This window comes from Abiotrophia defectiva ATCC 49176 (assembly GCF_037041345.1).
Lineage (GTDB): Bacteria > Bacillota > Bacilli > Lactobacillales > Aerococcaceae > Abiotrophia.
In genome coordinates, this window is the sequence record NZ_CP146287.1 from 830,612 (window position 1) to 852,780 (window position 22,169).

Here is a 22,169-nt window from a genome sequence, read left to right on the forward strand (position 1 = left end):
AGGAGGAATTCCTTCATGTTAACCTTACTCATGCTTTTGATTCTCTTGTATGCCTTCTACCGCGGTTATCGCCGTGGCTTGGTCATGCAAGTGGTGCGTCTGATTGGGTTTGTCATCGCCATGACCATTGCCAATCGCCACTATCAACCATTGGCACGTTTTATCTCTAACTTTATTCCTTTCCCATCAGTTCAACAGAATACCCAAATGACCTTCTATGACCAAGCCACTAGCTTCGTCATCGACCAGGCCTTCTATCGGGTCGTGGCCTATATTGCCATTGTGGTGGTAGGTTGGTTAGTGACTGAGTTTATTAGCCTCTTCTTCCGTAAGCTAGCCTTCTATGAAGTTTTCAAATGGGCTAACCACATCGGGGGCGGGCTAATTAGTGTCCTCATCGCCTATATCTGGATTTTCTTCTCGCTCTTTACCTTATCCTTGGTACCGCTAGAAGGCATCCAACAACAATTCGTTAATAACCCGATTGCTTATCGGGTCGTGTCTCAGACACCTGTCTTATCTGATATGGCCAACCGCCTCTGGCTCCAGGCCAATCCCAACAATAACAACAACAACCGTTAAGATAAAAGGAGGAATTCAAGGTGACGGATCAGAAGATTTTTAGCACCTTGGAATTCGGTAAAATCAAACAAGCCGTGCAACATTATCTCCAGACCGAGTCGGCTGAGCGCCTGGTTCAAGCCATGGCGCCTAGCGACCAGCTGGATACCATTCAAACATGGCAGTCAGAAACCGAGCAAGCGCTCGGTATTTTGATGCAGGGAAAAGTATTACCGATTCCACGCCTAGTCAATATCGACATGGCGCTTAAACGCTTGGAATTAGGCGCCAGCCTTAATGGCCAGGAACTGGCCGGTATTGCCAAGCTCCTATCGACCATCCACCAACTCATGAAGTTCTTCGACCAGTTGGCAGCCGAAGAGAAGACCTATCCAGCCCTTACGGCCTGGGTCTACCAAGTGGTGACCTTGCCAGAAATTGAAGCAGAACTGGCCCAAGCCATTGACGAAGATGGCTCGGTCCTCTCATCGGCTTCGGTTCTCTTGGCCAGCATCCGTCGCCAACAAGGCCAGATGGAGCAGCAAATCCGCCTGCAACTCAACCAACTGCTTAAGTCCAAGGCCAGCCAATTGTCTGATGCTTTGGTCACTATGCGGAATGACCGTTATGTTTTGCCGGTCAAGGCCGAGTACAAGCATCAATTTGGCGGGACAGTCCACGACCAGTCTTCAACGGGCCAGACACTCTATATTGAGCCCCAGTCTGTCATGGAGCTTAACAACAAGCGAGCTGAATTGCAACGAGCCGAACGCCAAGAAATTGAACGGATTTTAATGGCTCTGTCTGAGGCCCTCATGCCTTATCAAGAAGAACTCAAGCGCAACGAGTGGGTTGTGGCTCACCTGGACTATATCCAAGCCCGCGCCCACTATGCCAAGTCGCTAGAGGCCACTCGACCAAAATTCTCCGATCAGCAAATCGTGGCCATCTACCAGGCTCGTCATCCCCTGATTGCAGCAGATAAGATTGTGCCCAACGACATTATTTTGGGTGAGCACTATCAAGCCCTGATTATTACCGGACCTAACACAGGTGGGAAGACTATTTTGCTTAAGACGCTGGGTCTCTTACAGTTGATGGGGCAGTCTGGGCTCCATATCCCGGCTGAGGCGGGGAGCCGCCTGGGCATTTTTGATGCCGTCTATGCCGATATCGGAGATGAGCAGTCCATTGAGCAGAACCTGTCCACTTTTAGTTCCCACATGACTAATATTGTCAGCATCTTGAATCAGGTGACCGACCGGTCCTTGGTCCTCTTTGACGAGCTGGGTTCGGGGACGGACCCTCAAGAAGGGGCCCTCCTGGCCATGGCCATCCTCAACCATTTGCGTAAAATCGGGACCTTGGTCATGGCGACCACCCACTATCCTGAACTTAAGCTCTATGCCCATGAGACAGCCAATACCCTCAATGCCAGCATGGAATTCGATGCCCAGACCCTGTCGCCAACCTATCGCCTCTTGTTAGGGGTACCGGGCCGGTCCAACGCCTTTGATATTTCGGGGCGTCTGGGTTTGGATCCAAGTATTTTGGCGGAAGCCCGTCAAGGGATTAAGGAAGACAGCCAAGCCCTCAACGACATGGTGGCCAAGCTTGAAGAAGAGCGGCGTCAAGCTGAGTTAGACCATGAAGCAGCCCAAGAATTGTTGGAAGAGGCCCAACAGCTACATGCCGATTTGCGTCATGAATACAACCGCTGGTTAGAAGCCAAGGAACGCCTGCAAGACAAGGCCAAGCAAGAAGCTAATGCCAAGGTGGCCCAGGCTCAGGCGCAAGCCGAAGCCTTGATTCAAGAGATTCGTGACTTGCAGTTAGAACAAGGCCAGAATCAGACCATCAAGGAGCATGTCTTGATTGAGAAACGAGCTGGCTTTGAGCAACTCAAGCAACCCGAAAATCTCAAGAAGAATAAGGTCCTTAAGAAGGCTAAGAACAACCGTCAACTCAAGGTAGGGGACGATGTGGAGGTCTTAAGCTATGGCCAACGCGGGACTATTATTGAAGTCAAGGGCAAGGAATACATTGTCCAAATGGGGATTCTTAAGATGAAGTTTGAGCAGGAAGAACTAGAACCGCTCAATCAAGTGGAGACCAAGACCAAGGTCAATGTTCACCGCCAAGCAGGACCTAAGGTGCAGACTAGCTTAGACCTGCGAGGCGAACGCTATGAGCAAGCCCTTTATCGACTGCGCCAATACTTGGATGCGGCGCTACTGTCCAACCATCCTATGGTCACCATTATTCATGGTAAGGGGACCGGGGCGCTGAGACAGGGAGTTAAGGAAGACCTAGCCAAACATCCTCAGGTTGACCGCTTCGAATATTCGCCAGCCAATGCAGGTGGTAATGGTTCGACCATCGTTTATTTCAAGTAGTGAGCAAAAAAATAGGCGTCCTCACAGTCCAGTGATACAATAGGAGTATCACAAGCAAAAGGGGAGTCTGTATTATGGCAAAACATTTAACAGATGCTGAATTTTTAACTTCAACTGCAGAAGGCGTAACCGTTGTTGACTTTTGGGCACCATGGTGTGGACCTTGTCGTATGCAAGGGCCAGTTATCGATGCGCTCAGCGAGAAATATGAAGGTCAAGTAGAATTCTTCAAGATGAACGTAGATGAAGAGCAAAAAGTAGCTCAAGAGTTTGGCGTCATGTCTATTCCAACACTCTTGGTTAAGAAAGATGGTCAGCCCGTTGAAAAACTCATCGGCTACCATGACCAAGCTAAGTTAGAAGCCATTCTAGCACAATACTTATAAGTCGATTAGCCTGTGAGCTAGCTGGCTTAGAAGCCAAGAGGCGACTCCCAGGTGAGTTCGCCTTTTTTGGTCGTCCAAATAGGAGGTCATTAGCCCCTATCTATAAGAAAAAACTATAGATAAGAGGCCCTGGGAGCAAATGTATTTTTAGTGTCTTTTTATAGGGCCTGAGGTCATTATATCAGGTCTTGAGACACCTAGTATCGAAATGTTAAACGAACAAATATTTTATAAAAAAATCAAAGACTAAAATTCGTTCTTTGGAAGCGGTCACTTGAATTGTCAAGCAGATTTGAAAGTGATATAGTAGAGTAATAATGTGTGCTTTTCTATGGAATTGTAGTCAATCTCTTACGAACGCACAAAAAATACAATGGAGGAAAGAAGGGAAGACGTGTGGAAGAATCACGCATATTTGAACTCTTTGGCTTAGCCTTCAGTTGGAATACAGTGCTGGCGACCATTGCGACAGTGCTCCTGATATGGGGCTTGTGCGTTTGGTGTACGCGTAAACTGTCGGTTGACCAACCGGGTAAACCGCAATTGTTCCTAGAAACCATCATCGACTTTGTCCGCGGTATCGTGGGTGGGGCCATTACGGATCCCAATGCCCAAATGTACCAGCTACTTGGGCTGACATTGCTCTTGTTTGTTTTCGTGGCTAACATGTTAGGCTTACCATTCATGCTTAACTATGGCGAACATTCCTATTGGCGTAGCCCGACGGCTGACCCAATTGTCTGCTTGTCCATGGCAGCCTTAATGATTCTGCTCTCCCACTATATTGGGGTTGAGAAACAAGGTTTCAAGGGTTATCTGATTAACGGCTATACCAAGCCAATGAAGGCCATGATTCCGTTGAAAATCATTGAAGAGTTCACCAACACGATTACCCTGGCCTTACGGCTCTACGGGAACATCTTCGCGGGTGAAGTCCTACTGGGCTTGATTGCTAACTTGGCAACCTCTGCCGGTCTAGTCACTTGGCCTGTTGGGATTCTGATCCAAATTATTTGGCAAGGATTCTCACTCTTTGTAGGTTCCATTCAAGCCTACATCTTCGTCACCTTAACCATGGTTTACATGTCCCATAAGGTTGAGACGGAACACGAATAAACTGACTATATTTATTGATTAAAGGAGATATATTATGGATTACGCAATCGCTGCTGCAATCGCTGTTGCCTTCGCTGCATTAGGGGCATCAATCGGGAACGGGATGGTTATTTCTAAGACCATCGAATCAATCGCTCGCCAACCAGAATTGGAAGGTAAATTACGGATGACCATGTTCTTGGGTGTCGGTCTGATTGAAGCCGTGCCAATCATTGCGGTCGTTATCGCATTACTTTTCGCCTTCAAATAAGCCAGCTGACACTTGAAGGTCAAATTCGGGAGGCTATATATGAACACGCTGTTATTAAATACAAGTATCAATACCTCGTTGGGCCATACCATTGTTACCTTGGTGGCCTTCGTGATTTTGCTTCTCATCGTGAAACACTTTGCCTGGGGCCCGCTGACTAAGATTTTGTCAGAGCGCAAACAGGTCATTGACCACGACATTCAGACGGCTGCTTCTGAAAAGGCAGCTGCCCAAGACGCCAACCGTGATGCGCAATTAGCTTTGCGTGACGCACGGGCGGAAGCAACTCAAATTATCTTGCAAGCTAAGAAACAAAGCCTGCAAGTTCAAGACACCATGCTCAAGGAAGCAAAAGAAGAGGTTATCCGCATGAAGGAGACCGCTCAGAAGGATATTGCCTTGGAACGTCGCCGTATGTTAAGTGACTTACGGGCAGAATTGACTGACATCTCCATTGAGATTGCTGAGAAGATTATCCAACGGGAAATCAAACCAGAAGACTATCACCGTTTAGTGGACGACTTTATTGAAGGAATGGATGATATATCATGACAGAAGAAGTAAAGCAAGCCTCTGTCTCTCTCAAGCGTCCTCAAATTGCTGATATGGAAGAGGCTAAGAAGAAGCGGGAGAAAACCTTCGAAGAGAAATTGTTGCGCAAGATGCAACAAGAATACCTGGAAACCTATCATGGTGAGGTCGCCCAGGCTGCGGCTAGTAATCAAGCAGGGGAATCGTCTGATGCGGATCAGGTTCGGGACGAGAACCGGACCCAGTATGAGGACCGTCTCTTAGACAAGCTCATGGCGCAAATTTCAAGTGGTTATGAAAACCATGATGAACGTCGCCGCCAAGTCCGTTCTGAGACCTTGATGATTACCAGTGCCGTGCCTTTGACTGAAGATGAGAAGGAAAAGATGACCCGTAAATTCATGGAAATTACTAAGAAGCCTCTGCGTCGCATTACGACGGTGGTCGACCCTAGCTTGATTACTGGGGTGCGTCTACAGTCAGAGACCTTCTACTATGAAGTGACAGGGCAGAAGAAATTAAGAGAAATACGTGCCTTCTTAGAAAAAGGCTGGTTACAAGGAGATGAATCGTAGATGACAGAGCGTTTAGAAGATCGTTTACGTCAACAGATCCGCCGCTTTAGATCGCAAGACAATTTAGAAGAAATCGGGACGGTCACCTTTATCGGTGACGGGATTGCCCGTGTTATTGGTCTAGAGAATGTCATGTCAGGTGAGATGGTCGAGTTCGCCAATGGCTCTATCGGCATGGTGCAAAACCTAGAATCCAATGACGTGGGGATTATCATTTTCGGTAAGTACGAGAATATCCACGAGGGTGACTTAGTCCGCCGTCTGGGTAAAATCATGGAAGTCCCAGTAGGTCCTGGCTTATTGGGGCGTGTTGTGGACCCTCTGGGTCGTCCACTTGATGGCTTAGGTCGGATTGACAGCAACCGGACCCGTCCAGTTGAGACACCTGCGCCTGGTATCATGGACCGCCAGAGTGTGAATGAACCAATGCAAACAGGGATTAAGGCTGTTGACGCCTTAGTACCAATTGGTCGTGGTCAACGGGAACTGATTATCGGGGACCGTAAGACAGGGAAGACTTCCTTAGCGGTTGATGCCATTATCAACCAAAAGGGTAAGGATGTTATCTGTATCTATGTGGCTATTGGTCAGAAGGAATCCACCGTTAAGAACCTGGTCAACACCTTAGAACAATATGGGGCCATGGACTATACTGTCGTCGTGACAGCTTCTGCCTCACAACCTGCGCCTTTACTTTACCTAGCGCCTTATTCAGGGACCGCCATCGGGGAAGAATTCATGTATAATGGTCAGCATGTCTTGGTGGTCTACGATGACCTATCTAAGCAAGCTGCAGCCTATCGTGAAATGTCCCTCCTGCTCAAGCGCCCACCAGGTCGTGAAGCTTATCCAGGGGACGTCTTCTACTTGCATTCACGCCTCTTAGAGCGTAGTGCCAAACTCAGTGACGCCTTAGGTGGTGGGTCCTTGACCTCTCTGCCAATCGTGGAAACCCAGGCTGGGGATATTTCAGCCTACATTCCAACCAACGTCATTTCCATCACCGACGGTCAAATCTTCCTGGAAAGTGATCTCTTCTTCTCGGGTATTCGACCTGCTATTAACGCTGGTCTGTCAGTTTCCCGGGTAGGGGGAGCAGCTCAGCTCAAACCGATGAAACAGGTCTCTGGGACCTTGCGGATTGACTTGGCTAGCTACCGTGAATTAGAAGCCTTCACTCAGTTCGGTTCAGATCTAGATGCGGCAACCCAACACAAGCTCAACCGTGGAAAGCGGACCGTAGCGGTGCTCAAGCAGAAGCTGCACAAGACCTTGCCAGTTGAAGAACAAGTGGTCATCCTCTATGCCTTGATTCATGGCTATATGGATTCTGTGCCACTGGAAATGATTGAAGACTATCAAGACCAACTTATGACCTTCTTCCGAGATAACTACGATGTTATCTTGCATGAGATTGTGACTAAGAAGGTTCTACCTGATCAACAGCTCATGGATAGCATCTTGGCTGAATTTGGCCAACGCTTCCAACCATTGAGTGCGCGGCCTTTGGTCGCTGACTAAGCCTGAGGAGGGGCGGACATAAATGGCTTTAAATGAAATTAAAAAGCGGATTGAGTCCACTAAAAAGACTGCCCAAATCACCAATGCCATGCGGATGGTGTCGGCTGCCAAGTATAACAAGATGGCCCAAGACGCCAAGGATTACTTCCTCTATGCTGAGAAAGTGCGCAAGATGGTCTCCCATGTGGCCAAGTCTCAGTTAGAGCTCTTAGACGATGGGGTGCCCATTCGTCAAGACGGGCTCAACTATATCGACTTTCACGATATGCTCTTAGAGCGTCCCGTTAAGAAGACCGGCTATCTGATTATTTCCTCAGACCGTGGTTTGGCGGGGAGCTACAACTCCTCCATCATCAAGGCGGTCCAACAGATGTTTGAAGAAGACCATGCCGACAAGAGTGAGATTGTGGTCTTGGCCATTGGGGAGCCCATTGCCAAGTTTTGTCGCGAGAACGGCTACTATGTTGCCAAGGAAATGCATGACATTTCTGACCGACCAACCTTCGGTGAGGTACAAGCCATCGTCAAGCGGGCGGTCAAGCTCTTCAAGGAGCAGGCCTTCGATGCCCTCTATGTCTGCTACAATCACCATATTAACGCGGTTAGTTCCCAATTCCGGGCTGACCAGGTCTTGCCTTTGACTGATTTAGATGTCTTAGATGAGGATGAGGATGATATGGCCAATGTTGACTATCTAGTAGAGCCCTCTCAAGGGGCCTTGCTAGACGTGCTCCTGCCACAGTTTGCGGAGAGTCAGATTTATGGGGCCATTGTCGATGCCAAGACGGCTGAACACGGCAGTCGTATGAACGCCATGCGCAGTGCGACAGACGCAGCCAATGAGATGATTGACGCCTTGAGGCAACAATTCAACCAAGAACGTCAATTACGAGTAACCAATGAAATTTTAGAGATTATCAATGGGGCCAATGCCCTGAATGATAATAAGAAGAAGGAGGATTAGACCATGCGGATTGGACGAATTGAGCAAGTCATCGGCCCAGTTGTCGATGTGGCTTTTCCGGTTGAAAATGGGGTGCCTGATATCCACCATGCCTTGGTGGTCACCCGTCAACCCGTCAGTGAAGCAATGGACTTGTCAGATGTAGACCTGTCCCAATCCATTACCCTGGAAGTCGCCTTAGACTTAGGGGATGGGGTGGTGCGGACCATCGCCATGGAATCTACCGACGGGCTCCAGCGTGGGCTAGCCGTACTGGATACAGACCGCTTGATTGAAGTGCCGGTAGGGGAAGTGACCCTAGGCCGGGTCTTCAACGTCTTAGGTCAACCAATTGATGATATGGGTCGCCTTGATGGTGACCATGAGGTGCGAGGGATTCACCGTCCAGCACCAACTTTTGAAGAATTAAGTTCTAGTTATACCATTCTTGAGACCGGGATTAAGGTCATCGACCTCTTAGCCCCTTATATCAAAGGGGGGAAAATCGGCCTCTTCGGCGGTGCCGGGGTAGGGAAGACCGTCCTCATTCAAGAATTAATTCATAACATTGCCGAACAATTAGGTGGGATTTCGGTCTTCACTGGGGTCGGCGAACGGACGCGTGAAGGGAACGACTTAGTTTTCGAAATGCGTGAATCCGGGGTTAACAAGAAGACCGCCATGGTCTTCGGCCAAATGAACGAGCCACCTGGTGCCCGTATGCGGGTTGTCTTAACTGGTTTGACCATGGCCGAATACTTCCGTGATGAGCTCAAACAAGACGTACTGCTCTTCATCGACAACATTTTCCGTTTCACCCAAGCGGGTTCTGAAGTCTCTGCCTTACTGGGCCGGATGCCTTCTGCCGTAGGTTATCAACCAACCTTGGCTTCTGAAATGGGGGCCATGCAAGAACGGATTACCTCAACTAAGAATGGGTCCATTACCTCTATCCAGGCCGTCTATGTGCCTGCCGATGACTATACGGACCCAGCACCAGCCACAACTTTCGCCCACTTGGATGCGACTACCAACTTGGAACGTCGCTTGACCGAGCAAGGGATTTACCCAGCGGTGGATCCACTGGCTTCCACTTCAAGTGCCTTGGCAGAAGAAATTGTCGGCCAACGCCACTACAACATAGCGCTTAAGGTACAGAAGATTCTGCAACGCTATCGTGAGTTGCAAGATATCATTGCCATTCTGGGGATTGAAGAATTATCTGACGAAGAGAAAATCGTGGTTAAACGTGCACGTCGTCTCCAATTCTTCCTATCGCAAAACTTCCACGTAGCCGAAGCCTTTACCGGGATTCCTGGTTCCTTTGTGCCAATTGAAGAAACCCTTCATGGCTTTGAAGGAATTGTGGACGGTAAGTACGATGCCTTACCTGAAGAAGCCTTCCGTAATGTGGGGCCAATTAGCCAAGCCATTGAGAAGGCACGTAAAATGGGCGTTGACTTGCCAGCAGGCTTAGATTAAGAAGGTGACCACTATGGCCAATCCAAAGGACCAGCATACCATGCGGGTACGCATTTACTCGCCTCAAGGGGTTATCTACGATCACCAAGCCCTGTCCTGTAGTGTTCGGGCAGTAGATGGTGGCCTAACCGTTCTACCTAACCATACGCCAATTTTGGCACCGCTAGAACTTAGCGTTGTCAAGGTGGTGCGGGTGCATGAAGGCTTTACCGATGACTTTATCGCCATTAATGGTGGCGTCTTGGAAATGCGCAACAATGAAGTAGAGATTATCTCTAACTATGCTATTCGTGGGAAAGACATTGATGAAGCTCAAGTAAGTGTGGAACAACAAGAAGCCGAGATTAATATGCAAGAAGCTATTGCTAACAATGATAACAAGGCCTTTGTCAAGGCTAAGATTGAATTGGACCGGGCAATGAACAAGATTACGGCCTTCCGCCGCAAGCGGGGGCTCTAGGAAAAGGGCTGAATATCAGCCCTTTTTTCATGCCTGAGAGGGCAAGTAACTCGCATTTTTAAGTGGGATGGGCTATAATGAACTGTTATTTAAAGTCAGAAAGGAAGCGCTCATGTCAGCTTATGTTATTTTAGTCAGACTCTGTCTGGCCATCCTCTTCGCTGGAGTTATCGGTTATGATCGCCAACGTAAGAACCGGCCGGCTGGTCTGCGTACCCATATTTTAGTCTGTATCGGAGCTACCGCTATCTCCATGATTCAAGCGGCGGTCTTCTATCAAAAAATAAATGAATACCCTCAAATTTCGGTAGACCAAGTGCGTTTATTAGCCCCTATCGTCAGCGGGATTGGTTTCTTAGGTGCTGGGACCATTGTGGTTACCAAGCAAAGGGTAGCCGGCCTGACCACGGCTGCTTCCCTCTGGACAACTGCGGCGCTGGGGATAGCCCTCGGTATGGGTTACTATGAAATTGCTGGTTTGACCTTCTTAGGGGTTATTTTTTCCCTAACGGTCATTCGTTTTATTGTCCGTATCCCGGATGTTAAGCGTCTCGAAATCCATTATGTCCATCGCGTAGCTACCAAGGAATTCTTTGCCGATTTCTTCAAGACTCATCACATTGAGCTAACCGATGTTCAATTCGATGTGACCAATGTAGACGGCAAGAAGATTTACCGCAATACCTTTACCATTCATTTGCCTAAGGACCTTACCCACGTCCAATTAATCGAAGAATTATCCACCAATCCGGATATTATGAAAGTTCGCCTTGTCTCGATTAATGAATAGCTTGTCATGACCCAACTTTTCTGCTACACTTAGTGTATTCACATAAGAGACGATGAAGAGAAGGGGTTCAACCGCCTAATCCAGAGAGGAAGCCTCAGGCTGAAAGCTTCCACAGGATGAACCAAGTAGCTCAGAGTATCAGGTGCCAACGACAGCCCGCTGTCCAGTAGTCCCTGACGGAGGAGACACTCCGATAGCAACAGACGAGTGATAAAACTTAGGTGGTACCGCGACTTAGCTCGCCCTAGGCAGCCTTGTGCTGACTAGGGCGATTTTTATTTTGCCCCTGAGACTTCATCAATCAAAGTAAACCTATCATCAACCATCAGGAGGATTCTTATGACCAAAGAACTATCAACCAAGTATAATCCCCAGGCCATTGAAGCCGGGAAATACGAAGAGTGGTTAGAACGTGGCGTCTTTAAGCCATCGGAAGACCCAGAAGCAGAGCCATATTCCATTGTCATTCCACCACCAAACGTAACCGGTAAACTCCACCTGGGCCATGCCTGGGACGTTACCTTGCAAGATATGATTATCCGTCAGAAACGGATGCAAGGCTTTGACACTCTCTGGTTGCCTGGTATGGACCATGCCGGCATTGCCACCCAAGCCAAGGTCGAAGAAAAATTACGTGGCCAAGGCCTGTCTCGTTATGACCTAGGCCGGGAGAAATTCCTGGAACAAACCTGGGCTTGGAAGGAAGAATACGCTGGCCACATTCGCCAACAATGGGCTAAGATGGGGATTTCTGTCGACTACAGCCGCGAACGCTTTACTCTGGATGATGGCTTGTCAGAAGCTGTTAAGAAGGTTTTCGTAACCCTCTATGAGAAGGACTTGCTCTATCGTGGCGAATACATCATTAACTGGGACCCAGCAGCTAAGACTTCCTTATCTGATATCGAAGTCATCCATAAGGATGTAGAGGGTGCCTTCTACCACATGAAGTATCCTTTGGCAGACGGTTCTGGTTACTTAGAAGTGGCGACTACCCGTCCTGAAACCCTCTTAGGGGATACAGCCGTAGCAGTCCATCCAGATGATGAACGTTATCAAGCCTTGATTGGCAAGAAGGTTATCTTGCCATTAGTTAACCGCGAAATTCCAGTGATTGCTGATGAATATGTTGAGCAAGACTTTGGGACTGGGGTAGTTAAAATTACGCCAGCCCACGACCCTAACGACTTTGAAGTGGGGAACCGTCATGACTTGCCACGTATCAATGTCATGAACGATGATGCCACCATGAACGAATTAGCAGGCAAGTACCAAGGTATGGATCGCTTTGCTGCACGTAAGGCGGTGGTAGCGGACTTAGACGCTGCTGGCCTCCTAATCAAGATTGAACAACACTTACACTCTGTGGGTCACTCTGAACGGACTGGTGTCGTGGTAGAACCTCGTCTGTCGACTCAATGGTTCGTCCGCATGGGGCCTTTGGCTGAGCAAGCCATTGCCGCTCAGAAGGCTCAAGGGGAGAATACCGTTAACTTCTACCCACCGCGCTTTAACGATGCCTACATTCGTTGGATGGAAAACATTCACGACTGGGTAGTATCACGTCAACTCTGGTGGGGGCACCAAATCCCAGCCTGGTACCACAATGAGACAGGTGAGGTTTATGTGGGCATGGAAGCACCTGCAGATAGCCAAAACTGGACCCAAGATCCAGACGTCTTAGACACTTGGTTCTCAAGTGCTCTTTGGCCATTTTCAACTATGGGTTGGCCTGATGAGGAGTCAGCTGACTACAAACGCTACTTCCCTAATAACACTTTGGTAACGGGTTATGACATCCTGACTTTCTGGGTCAGCCGCATGATGTTCCAAAGTTTGGAATTCACCGGTCGTCGACCTTTCCAAAATGTCCTCATCCATGGTTTGATTCGGGATGCGGAAGGTCGCAAGATGTCCAAGTCCCTGGGTAATGGGGTGGACCCAATGGATGTCATCGAGCAGTACGGCGTAGACTCCCTGCGTTGGTTCCTGGCCAATGGCTCAGCCCCTGGCCAAGATGTCCGCTTCTCGACTGATAAGATGGATGCGGCTTGGAACTTCATCAACAAGATTTGGAATGCCAGCCGTTATGTGCTCATGAACGTGGGCGACTTGACCTTGGCTAACTTGTCCATTGGCCAAGACTTAACCCTAGCAGACCGTTGGATCCTAGCCCGTCTCCAAACAACTATTGCGGATGTGACCCGTCTCTTCGAACGCTTCGAGTTCGGGGAAGCTGGCCGTATCCTCTATAGCTTCATCTGGGACGACTACTGTGACTGGTACATTGAAATGACCAAGGAGCAACTCCAAGACAAGGAAGCCGCTAATACAACCACCAAATCTATTTTGGTCTTTGTCTTAGATCAATTCCTCCGTCTGCTCCACCCAATCATGCCATTTGTGACGGAAGAAATCTGGCAACAAATTGGTGGTCAAGACAAGTCCATCGTAGTGGCGGACTACCCACGCGTAAATGAGGCTTACCAAGATAGCCAAGTGGAGGCCCAAATGGCCCAATTAATGGAATTAATTCGTGCCGTGCGGACCATCCGTAACGAGATGAACACGCCATTATCTAAGGCGGTGGATCTCTACATTAAGGTCCAAGATGCAGCAGGCCAAGCTCTCCTAGAAGCTAACCAAGCCTACATCAAACGCTTCTGTAACCCAGCGCAGCTGGTAATCAGCCAAGCGCCAGAGCATCCAGAAGAAGTGGTAACCCAGGTCTTGAGCTTCGCTGAGATTTTAATGCCACTTAAGGGCTTGATTAAGCTAGAAGATGAGTTAGCCCGTCTGGAAGGCGAACAAACTAAGTTAGAGAAAGAAGTCGCACGTATTGACGGCAAGTTGTCTAACGAGAAATTCGTTTCACGCGCGCCTGAGCATGTGGTGGCGGAAGAACGCAACAAGCGTCAGGGCTACCTCAGCCAATTAGAGACCGTCAAGGAACGGATTCAACAAGTAAAAGACTTAATGTAAGCAGTAAGATAGTAGAAGGCTAGGACGGTCGTCCTAGCCTTCGGTCTATGCCTTGATTTTAGTTACTTGATTAAGAGGAGGAAGTCATGGGACAAGAAATGACAAGTATTGAAGACGCTCATGCCTGGCTCAGTCGCCAGACCAGTCACCAGCTTAGACCAGGATTTGACCGCATGCGCCATGCTTTAAGCCTGTTAGGTCAGCCACAAGAATCACTGCCAAGTATTATTCAACTAGCTGGTACTAATGGCAAGGGCTCGACCTTGGCCTATTTACAGGGCTTGTTTATCAGCCAAGGACTGAGGGTGGGGGCCTTTTCCTCGCCCCATATCCTGGCCTTCAACGAGCGACTCATGGTCAACGGTCAGCCTATTGAGGATGAGAAACTACTGGAATTGGTCCGCAGTATGGTTAAGCTTAATGAAGAATTGGTAGCTCAAGATTGGGGCCCGCTCTCTGGCTTTGAACTCTATACGGTTATGATGCTAGTCTATTTCAGCCAGTGTCAGCTTGATGTCTGCCTGATTGAAGTAGGGGTAGGAGGGCTCTGGGATTGCACCAATGTATTAGAGGCTGATATGGCCTTAATTACTACCATTGGCTTTGATCATCAGGACCGACTAGGCCATAGTCTGGCGGAGATTGCCCAGCAAAAATTCGGCATTATTAAGCCGACCACTAGATTGGTGGGGCTGGGGCACCTACCTCAAGAAGCCTTGGCAGTCTTACCTGAAATGCTGGCTAATCTCAACTACCAAGGGGATGTCATGCAACTAGGCTGGGATTTCCATGCCACTCCGGCCAAAGAGGGCAAAGGGCTAGCTAAGCGCAGTTGGCAAGTAGAATTACCGTCTGGACGCCGCTTTGACCAGGTGGCCATTGCCATGTTAGGTCAGCACCAGGGAGATAATCTAGCCCTAGCCTTAGCTAGCTTTGAGGCTTGGATGAATCAAATGAAACGTGAAATTGACTGGGATCAGGCCCTAGCTGCTCTAGAACAGGTAAACTGGCAGGGGCGCCTAGAGTGCTTAAGTCATGAGCCACTTATCTTGGTCGATGGTGCCCATAATAGTCAAGGCCTCCAAGCCTTGGATGGCTTTCTGACCCATGATTTGGCAGATTACCAGGTGACGGTAATTTTTGCTGGCCTCAAGCGCAAGGACCAGGCCAGTCATCTAACTTATCTGCACAAGTGGGCAGAAGAGGGGATTGAAGTCTATCTGTCGACCTTTGACTATCCTGGTGCTATGACACAAGCTGATTGGCAGGCGCAAACAGCTTTGCCTTTCTTAGACTGGCAACCTAAGCTAGTGGACTATCAAGCTGGTCAGAAGCAAGCGAAAAAAGCCTTGATTTTAACTGGTTCTCTCTATTTTATTAGTCAGGTTAAGGAATTTTTTAGATAAATTATACATAAAATTAAATTACAAAAACCGGTACCGAAATTGATCAAAAAAATAAAGCGATGGAAGCTCCATCGCTTTTTGTATGCTTATTGGTGTTAAGCTAATTTTTCAACATTTGCTGCTTGAGGACCACGAGCGCCTTCTTCAACTTCGAAGTTAACAACTTGGCCTTCTTCTAAGGTTTTATAGCCTTCACCCAAAATCGCAGAAAAGTGAACGAATACATCGTTGCCGTTTTCGCGTTCGATAAAACCGAAGCCTTTTTCTGAGTTAAACCATTTTACCTTACCTTGCTCCATTATGCAATTCCTCCTTGTGCTGTCGCACAGTCTATATTATATTCTAGCCGTCGTTAGAAGGTGATAGGGACATCGCGATCTTACTAAACATAAAATATAACTTTATTATAGCACTCACTATACAAATTGCAAGCGTTATACTAAAAATAATTGGAAATACTATGCATATCTACTAAAGATACTGACGCAACTTATTGGTTGTACAGACAATTTAGTGAAAGAGCTTAGTCGTTTCCCGCAAGCTAACATAGTCATCATGCCCAATAATAAAGTGGTCTAGCAGTTCAATGCCCATCAAATCACCACATTGAATCATGCGCTGGGTAAAGTGCAGGTCGGCTTGAGAAGGTTCAGGATCCCCAGAGGGATGGTTGTGGGCGATGATGAGGCGGGCAGTCGGATACTTGACGGCTTCCTTGAAGATTTCGCGGGGATGGGCCACGCTCGCATTGACCGAGCCAATAAAGATGATTTGTTGTCGAATGACTTGATTCTTGCTGTTTAGGAAGAGGGCCATGAGGTGCTCCTGTTGCATATCGCAGAGGGCGTCATGTAACCACTGGCCAGCCGCCTTGGTGGAGGTTAAGGTACCCAACTTAGGCGGTCGCTTCTGAGCGATACGTTGACCTAGCTCGATGCAGGCTTGGAGTTGGATGGCCTTGACGGGCCCGATGCCCTTAATGGCTTCAAACTGATCTAGACTGGCAGACTTGAGCTCGCTCAAGTCCCGAAAATGGGTCAGGACAGCTAGGGATAAGTCTAGGACTCTCAAGTCTTGACTGCCGGTCCCTAACAGGATGGCCAGCAATTCTTGGTTAGAGAGGGCCTTGGCGCCAAAGTTGACCAGTCGTTCCCTGGGCAGGCTATCGGGAGGTAGCTCTCTTAGGTAGCTGACAGTTTTTCTCATAAAAATCACTCCTCATATATATATAGACCAAAGGGGTGGCTTTCGCATTTTTTAGGGCTAAGATTTTTAAGGCGGAGGCGTGTCAGGCAAATTTCAAATATTTCAACGGTCAAGAGTAGAATGAAGGGGGCTTTTTTGCTATAATGGATTGTAGCTATCATTTTAGTGAAGGAGGACATCTTAATGGCTTTATTCGGCAAGCAACGCTTAGGGATCGACCTAGGGACCGCTAATACCATCATTTACATTGAGAATAAGGGCATTGCGTTAAGAGAACCTTCTATTATCGCAATCAATTCAGAAACCAAAGAAGTCGTGGCTTATGGCAAGGAAGCAGCGGCTTTAGTTGGGCGTACGTCCGACAAATATGAAACCATTCATCCCATCCAAGATGGGGTCATCGCAGACTTTTCCTTGACCAAACAACTCTTGGCTTTCTTCATCAAGAAGGCCCTCCACCGCAGTCTGTCTAAGCCTGAGGTGGTCATTTCAGTGCCTAGCAATATTTCCAAGGTTGAGCGCCGTGCCGTTGTGGACGCCCTCAAGGACCTAGGAATTGGCCGGGCCATGATTATTGATGAGTCTTTCTCGGCAGCCGTAGGGGCAAACTTGCCAATTTATGAACCACGCGGCCATCTCTTAGTCGATATTGGCGCGGGGACCACCAATATTGCCCTGATTTCCTATGGCGAAGTGGTCAAATCCTTGACCTCACGGGCAGCAGGTAATGCCATGAACCAAGCCATTAAGGAATTAGTGCGGACCCATTACCACTTGGTGATTGGGGACCAGGCAGCTGAAGACTTGAAGCTGTCCATTGGCAATGCCGCCTATGCTGATTATGACAAAGAAGATACCCTGGTCGTCAAAGGCCGTAATTCGGGCACAGGTTTGCCTGGCAGCAAGGAAGTAACCGCAGCTGTTGTGGCCCAAGGCCTTGACGAAGTCATCCGCCAAATAGCGACCGGCATCCGCCAGGTCTTAGAAGTGACGCCGCCTGAATTGGCTGCGGACATTAGCGAGAATGGTATTGTCTTAACCGGGGGTGCAGCCCTCTTGAAACGCCTGCCTGAACGCTTGCATGATAGCGTGGGCGTACCCGTTCATTTGAGTCAGCAACCTATTGATGCCGTAGCTATTGGGGCTGGCAAGATGCTTAAGACCATGACTGACCAAGCCAAAGAAAAAGAACGGAATGCGCGTTAGGCAGAAAAGGAGATATACTTGAATGTTAAATAATAAGAAATTAATCTGGATACTCCTGTCTGCCATCGCAGTAGTGTCCGTGGTCGCCTACACCATGATTAATGGGGCCAACAATGCGGTGACCAGTGTTATTAATGATGCGACCGCCTGGGGTGGCCGTCTCTTTTCTGAGCCGGTCTCCATGGTCGTACGCTTCGTGGATTCAGTCGACAACTTGATTAACACCCATGAAGAAAACCAACACTTAAAAGAAAAAATTGATAAGATTTACGAACTCCAAGTGCGGGTAGCCGATTTAGAGGCTGAAAACGGCAAGATGAAGCAAGAACTTAACTTGACCGAGTCCCTGTCCGAATATACCACCGTACATGCGACCGTTATTGCCCGGAATCCCGATCAATGGATGGAGAGTCTGGTGATTAACGTAGGGGCTAACGAGGGCATCCAGAAGAACATGTCGGTTATGTCTGGTAACGGCTTGATTGGCCGTATTATCGAAGTCAACCCAACCAGTTCTAAGGTCCTACTCCTGTCCAATGAACAATCCAATGATGGTAAGGTAGCCGCTAGCATTCAGATTAAGTCTGGTTCAGCCAACGGCATTATCTCGGGCTATGACCGCAAGACTAAGGAATACTTGATGACGCAAGTTGACCCAACTGTTCAAGTGGCAGCAGGGGACTTGGTTCAGACCTCTGGCTTAGGGGGCGTGACGCCGTCTTCACTCTTAATCGGGGAAGTGACCGAAGCCAAGATGGATGACTACGGTCTCTTCCAAACGGTTCGGATTAAGCCAGCCGGTGAAATGACAGATATCCGCTTTGTGACGGTGATTAAGCGTCAGGGACGGAGTGAGTAAGTATGAAGGTAACTAGAGAACGCAAATTACGTTGGTTTATCCCGCTAGTCTTCTTCTTCTCCATTATCATCGATTCCGCCTTGCCAGCTATCTTCCCAGCTGAGTTTCTGGCTGATAGTCAGCGGATTGTCAGTCATCTTATGCTCTATTGGGTCATCACCTTTGCTTTCTATTTCCGTGAGCGTGAAGTCCTCCTCTATAGCCTCTTGTTTGGGGTGGTTGCAGATAGCTATAACACGACCATCATTGGTATTTTCGCCTTTGGCTATTGGTTCATCGCCTATTGTGTGACCCGAATTAAACGTTATCTGCCTAAGCGTGGGCTGGTGCATTTTATGCTCTTTATCGTCTTAATCAGTCTCTTGGATTTTGCCATCTTTGTTTTCTATCGGGAGACAGGCTATACCCAGGTGACCTTGAGTCGCTTTATTATGGAGAACTTGGTACCGACCTTGATTTTCAATACGGTCCTATCCTTTGTCCTCTATTTCCCAACCCGGTCTATTCTGACTTGGTTAGGTTACGAGAATTACTATATCGTTTAAAACTGACTCCGTGCTTAGCGCGGAGTTTTTTGATGAGTGGATATAGTCAAATATTTTGACTAACTATTGTCTTATATGCTAAGCTAGTCATAAGGTAAATTGAAGGAGGAGGGTGACCATGACAAAATCACCAATTGATCGCCGCTATATACGGCTCTGGGACCAACAAGTGTGTCTCTTTGAATGCTATGCCCGCCGGGTGGGCCTCCAAGGTAAGAGTCTGGTCATCTTGCTCTGGCTCTATCACTCGCCAAATGGCTGCTCACAAGGTTATCTGGCCGAGAAGACCCAGTCCACCAAACAGGTAGTCCACGCTACTATTAAGAGCTGGCTAGCCAAGGGCTATGTCAGCCTATGTTCAAACACGAAAGACAAGCGGCAGAAGAAGGTGTGCCTGACGCCAGAGGGTTTGGCCTTTGCTGAGCCTATTATCAGCCGCCTACATGCCATGGAGCAAGCGGCTATGGCTGATTTTTCGGAGCAAGAATTGGACCAGCTGGTCGCCTTAAGCTCACGCTATGCAACCGCCTTAGAGGCTCAAATGAAGGAGATGACCTTATGATAAGATTTGAAGCAGTAAGTAAAGAATTTGACGGAGCACGAGCCCTAGATAATTTGACTTTTGAGATAGAAGCAGGGGAGTTTTTCATCTTAGTTGGTAAAAGTGGGAGCGGCAAGACCACCACGCTTAAGATGATTAACCGCCTGATTGAGCCGAGTCAGGGCAAAATCTATCGGAATAATCAAGCCATTAAAGACCTTGACCTTAGAAGCTTGCGCCTGGATACAGGTTATGTCCTCCAGCAAGGGGCGCTCTTTCCAAATTTGACGGTGGAAGAGAATATCGAACTCATCCCTGAAATGAAAAAATGGCCCAAGGCCAAGCGCCAGCAAGCCGTCCAGGACTTAATGACTAAGGTAGGCTTGGCGCCAGACAAATATAAGGGCCGTTATCCAAGTCAACTGTCAGGTGGGGAACAGCAGCGGGTAGGGATCCTGCGAGCTATCATCTCTCAGCCTCAATTATTGTTAATGGATGAACCTTTTAGTGCCTTAGACCCCGTTTCTAAGACCCAGCTCCAGGATTTAATCAAGCAATTGCACCAAGAATTAGGCCTGACTATCGTTTTCGTCACCCATGATATGCGGGAAGCTCTTAAATTAGGGGACCGGATTTGCGTCATGCACGAAGGGCAGATTCTGCAAATGGCGGATCCTGCCACTATCCTAGCAGAACCAGCCAATGAGACAGTCGCCCAATTCTTTAAGGGAGGTGAGCAGCATGCATAACTTAGTAGAGGTCTTTATTAATCGTTTTGCTGATTGGCAGACGGCTATTTGGCAACATCTGCAAATATCCTTAGCAGCCCTCTTGCTAGCCATTTTGATTGCTGTACCACTCTCCATTATTCTGGTTAACTATCGTCGTTTGGCGTCTTGGATGCTGCAGTTAACGGGGATTGTGCAGACTATTCCCTCACTGGCAATCTTGGGCTTACTGATTCCCTTTATTGGGATTGGAACTCTGCCGGCTATTGTGACCCTGGTGGTTTACGGGCTCTTTCCAATTGTGCAAAATACCATCACTGCCTTCTGGGAGTTAGACCCTCAATTGGAAGAGGCAGCAACAGCCTTTGGTATGACGCGCTGGGAAAAACTAGGTAAGTATCAGCTTGCTCTGGCCATGCCGGTCATGATGTCTGGCATTCGGACGGCCGCCGTCATGATTATCGGGACTGCGACTTTGGCGGCCTTGATTGGGGCAGGGGGCTTGGGTAGCCTCATTCTCTTAGGGATTGACCGCAATGATTCCGCCTTAATCTTGATAGGGGCCATTAGCTCGGCATTCTTGGCAGTCGTCATTAGCTTAATTCTGGGCGGGCTGACAAAGCGGCGTCCTAAGACCTTGCTTTTAAGCTTCTTAACAACAGCGATCTTAGTGGTGGCAAGCTTTGCCCAACCATATTTCCTACCAATGGGCAACAACAAGTTGATTATTGCGGGTAAATTAGGGGCCGAACCTGACATCTTGATTCATCTCTATAAGGAGTTAATTGAACAAGATAGCCACCTGCAAGTCGAAGTTAAGCCAAACTTTGGTAAGACCTCCTTCCTCTATGAGGCCCTTAAGGCCGGCAGTATCGATATCTATCCTGAATTCTCCGGGACCATTACCGCTTCGCTTCTAACCAATCCGCCCCAGTTAGCCAATGACCAAGAGGCGGTTTATGAGGCGGCGCGGGATGGTATCTACCAACAAGATAAGTTAATTTATCTCAAGCCTATGGCCTACCAAAATACCTATGCCATCGCGGTCAAAGAAGCCTATGCTATGGAGCATGGCTTAGAAAACATTTCGGACTTGAAGAAGGTAGAATCGACAGCTCGCACTGGTTTCTCCTTGGAGTTTAACGATCGGCCCGATGGTAAAAAAGGTCTGGAGTCCCTCTACGGCCTGAAGCTTAACATTCAAACCATGGAACCAGCCTTGCGTTATCAAGCGCTAGAACAAGATAAACTAGATGTCATCGAAGTTTATTCGACGGATAGTCAGATTATCAAGTATGGCCTCAAGCTCTTGCAAGATGACAAACACCTCTTCCCACCATACCAAGGGGCGCCACTCTTACGGGAGGAAACCCTCAAGCAACATCCTGAGTTAGAGGGCATCCTCAACAAACTCCATAATAAGATTACGGCTACCGAGATGGCTACCATGAACTATCAAGTTGACGTGGAAGGCAAATCAGCCAAGGAAGTGGCCCATGACTTCTTATTACGCCAAGGCCTACTTAAGTAGGGGGAAAAACTAAAAGATGTGGACTTGGACTTTTCTAAGAAGTCACTTCTAGCAGTTGACTTTGCTAGCGGGATGGTCTATAATATGACTGTTGTTTATGTGTAGCACCACATCTGCAACCGCGCAAGTTGAGTCTAAGTGCCATTTGGCCACT

22 protein-coding genes and 1 other annotated feature (1 of these 23 cut by a window edge) are annotated in these 22,169 nt (G+C 48.2%); of the genes, 20 read left to right on the forward strand and 2 right to left on the reverse strand.

What is annotated here, in order from left to right; all coding sequences use genetic code 11:
- Positions 1-15 precede the first annotated feature (15 nt).
- The 14 genes from V7R82_RS03960 (at position 16) to V7R82_RS04025 (ending at position 15,399) form a co-directional block, all read left to right on the forward strand.
- The gene (locus V7R82_RS03960) at positions 16-582 is read left to right on the forward strand and encodes a CvpA family protein (RefSeq protein WP_268442592.1); all 567 of its coding nucleotides are present in this window, start codon (positions 16-18) and stop codon (positions 580-582) included.
- Between the two features lie 20 nt (positions 583-602).
- Complete coding sequence (locus V7R82_RS03965; protein ID WP_314975996.1) at positions 603-2,957, forward strand: endonuclease MutS2; 2,355 nt, start codon at positions 603-605, stop codon at positions 2,955-2,957.
- A gap of 74 nt (positions 2,958-3,031) precedes the next feature.
- Positions 3,032-3,343 (forward strand): thioredoxin, encoded by a 312-nt coding sequence (trxA, locus tag V7R82_RS03970; protein ID WP_268442598.1) that lies wholly within the window; start codon positions 3,032-3,034, stop codon positions 3,341-3,343.
- A 396-nt stretch (positions 3,344-3,739) separates the two neighbouring features.
- Positions 3,740-4,459, forward strand: a complete 720-nt coding sequence (gene atpB, locus V7R82_RS03975) for a F0F1 ATP synthase subunit A (RefSeq protein ID WP_070755101.1) — start codon at positions 3,740-3,742, stop codon at positions 4,457-4,459.
- Between the two features lie 34 nt (positions 4,460-4,493).
- Complete coding sequence (atpE, locus tag V7R82_RS03980) at positions 4,494-4,709, forward strand: F0F1 ATP synthase subunit C (RefSeq protein ID WP_023391924.1); 216 nt, start codon at positions 4,494-4,496, stop codon at positions 4,707-4,709.
- 39 nt (positions 4,710-4,748) lie between these two features.
- The gene (gene atpF / locus V7R82_RS03985; protein ID WP_070755100.1) at positions 4,749-5,261 is read left to right on the forward strand and encodes a F0F1 ATP synthase subunit B; all 513 of its coding nucleotides are present in this window, start codon (positions 4,749-4,751) and stop codon (positions 5,259-5,261) included.
- Entirely contained in the window at positions 5,258-5,815 is a 558-nt protein-coding gene (locus V7R82_RS03990; protein WP_291453923.1) for a F0F1 ATP synthase subunit delta, read from the forward strand. Before atpF ends, V7R82_RS03990 begins: the two co-directional genes overlap by 4 nt.
- On the forward strand, positions 5,816-7,336 hold the full coding sequence (gene atpA, locus V7R82_RS03995; protein WP_023391927.1) for a F0F1 ATP synthase subunit alpha: 1,521 nt from the start codon (positions 5,816-5,818) through the stop codon (positions 7,334-7,336).
- Positions 7,337-7,358: 22 nt separating this feature from the next.
- The gene (gene atpG, locus V7R82_RS04000; protein ID WP_338543545.1) at positions 7,359-8,300 is read left to right on the forward strand and encodes an ATP synthase F1 subunit gamma; all 942 of its coding nucleotides are present in this window, start codon (positions 7,359-7,361) and stop codon (positions 8,298-8,300) included.
- A gap of 3 nt (positions 8,301-8,303) precedes the next feature.
- Positions 8,304-9,761, forward strand: a complete 1,458-nt coding sequence (atpD, locus tag V7R82_RS04005) for a F0F1 ATP synthase subunit beta (protein ID WP_291431010.1) — start codon at positions 8,304-8,306, stop codon at positions 9,759-9,761.
- Positions 9,762-9,774: 13 nt separating this feature from the next.
- The gene (gene atpC / locus V7R82_RS04010; protein WP_291427649.1) at positions 9,775-10,221 is read left to right on the forward strand and encodes an ATP synthase F1 subunit epsilon; all 447 of its coding nucleotides are present in this window, start codon (positions 9,775-9,777) and stop codon (positions 10,219-10,221) included.
- Between the two features lie 112 nt (positions 10,222-10,333).
- Positions 10,334-11,011 (forward strand): MgtC/SapB family protein, encoded by a 678-nt coding sequence (locus V7R82_RS04015; protein ID WP_035364214.1) that lies wholly within the window; start codon positions 10,334-10,336, stop codon positions 11,009-11,011.
- Positions 11,012-11,350: 339 nt separating this feature from the next.
- On the forward strand, positions 11,351-13,993 hold the full coding sequence (locus tag V7R82_RS04020) for a valine--tRNA ligase (RefSeq protein WP_338543549.1): 2,643 nt from the start codon (positions 11,351-11,353) through the stop codon (positions 13,991-13,993).
- A gap of 86 nt (positions 13,994-14,079) precedes the next feature.
- Positions 14,080-15,399 (forward strand): bifunctional folylpolyglutamate synthase/dihydrofolate synthase, encoded by a 1,320-nt coding sequence (locus tag V7R82_RS04025; protein WP_338543551.1) that lies wholly within the window; start codon positions 14,080-14,082, stop codon positions 15,397-15,399.
- Positions 15,400-15,494: 95 nt separating this feature from the next.
- Here the strand turns inward: V7R82_RS04025 and V7R82_RS04030 are convergent, their stop codons facing one another.
- Entirely contained in the window at positions 15,495-15,698 is a 204-nt protein-coding gene (locus V7R82_RS04030; protein ID WP_023391935.1) for a cold-shock protein, read from the reverse strand.
- 211 nt (positions 15,699-15,909) lie between these two features.
- Positions 15,910-16,605, reverse strand: coding sequence for a RadC family protein (gene radC, locus V7R82_RS04035; RefSeq protein WP_023391936.1), 696 nt, complete (start codon positions 16,603-16,605; stop codon positions 15,910-15,912).
- 183 nt (positions 16,606-16,788) lie between these two features.
- On the opposite strand from radC, the gene V7R82_RS04040 reads away from it, so the two are divergent.
- From V7R82_RS04040 to V7R82_RS04065, 6 genes are all read left to right on the forward strand, one after another.
- Positions 16,789-17,811 carry a rod shape-determining protein gene (locus V7R82_RS04040; protein WP_314211354.1) on the forward strand — a complete coding sequence of 341 codons (1,023 nt, stop codon included), beginning with the start codon at positions 16,789-16,791 and terminating at the stop codon, positions 17,809-17,811.
- 22 nt (positions 17,812-17,833) lie between these two features.
- Positions 17,834-18,670, forward strand: coding sequence for a rod shape-determining protein MreC (mreC, locus tag V7R82_RS04045; protein WP_314211353.1), 837 nt, complete (start codon positions 17,834-17,836; stop codon positions 18,668-18,670).
- Positions 18,671-18,672: 2 nt separating this feature from the next.
- Entirely contained in the window at positions 18,673-19,215 is a 543-nt protein-coding gene (gene mreD / locus V7R82_RS04050; RefSeq protein WP_070755092.1) for a rod shape-determining protein MreD, read from the forward strand.
- A gap of 118 nt (positions 19,216-19,333) precedes the next feature.
- Positions 19,334-19,777, forward strand: coding sequence for a MarR family winged helix-turn-helix transcriptional regulator (locus tag V7R82_RS04055; protein ID WP_291453913.1), 444 nt, complete (start codon positions 19,334-19,336; stop codon positions 19,775-19,777).
- Entirely contained in the window at positions 19,774-20,505 is a 732-nt protein-coding gene (locus V7R82_RS04060; protein ID WP_314062454.1) for an ABC transporter ATP-binding protein, read from the forward strand. Before V7R82_RS04055 ends, V7R82_RS04060 begins: the two co-directional genes overlap by 4 nt.
- The gene (locus V7R82_RS04065) at positions 20,498-22,015 is read left to right on the forward strand and encodes an ABC transporter permease/substrate-binding protein (RefSeq protein WP_314211352.1); all 1,518 of its coding nucleotides are present in this window, start codon (positions 20,498-20,500) and stop codon (positions 22,013-22,015) included. The genes V7R82_RS04060 and V7R82_RS04065 overlap by 8 nt, the downstream gene beginning before the upstream one ends.
- Before the next feature lie 107 nt (positions 22,016-22,122).
- Positions 22,123-22,169, forward strand: a sequence feature (ribosomal protein L21 leader region) (it continues 25 nt past the right edge of the window).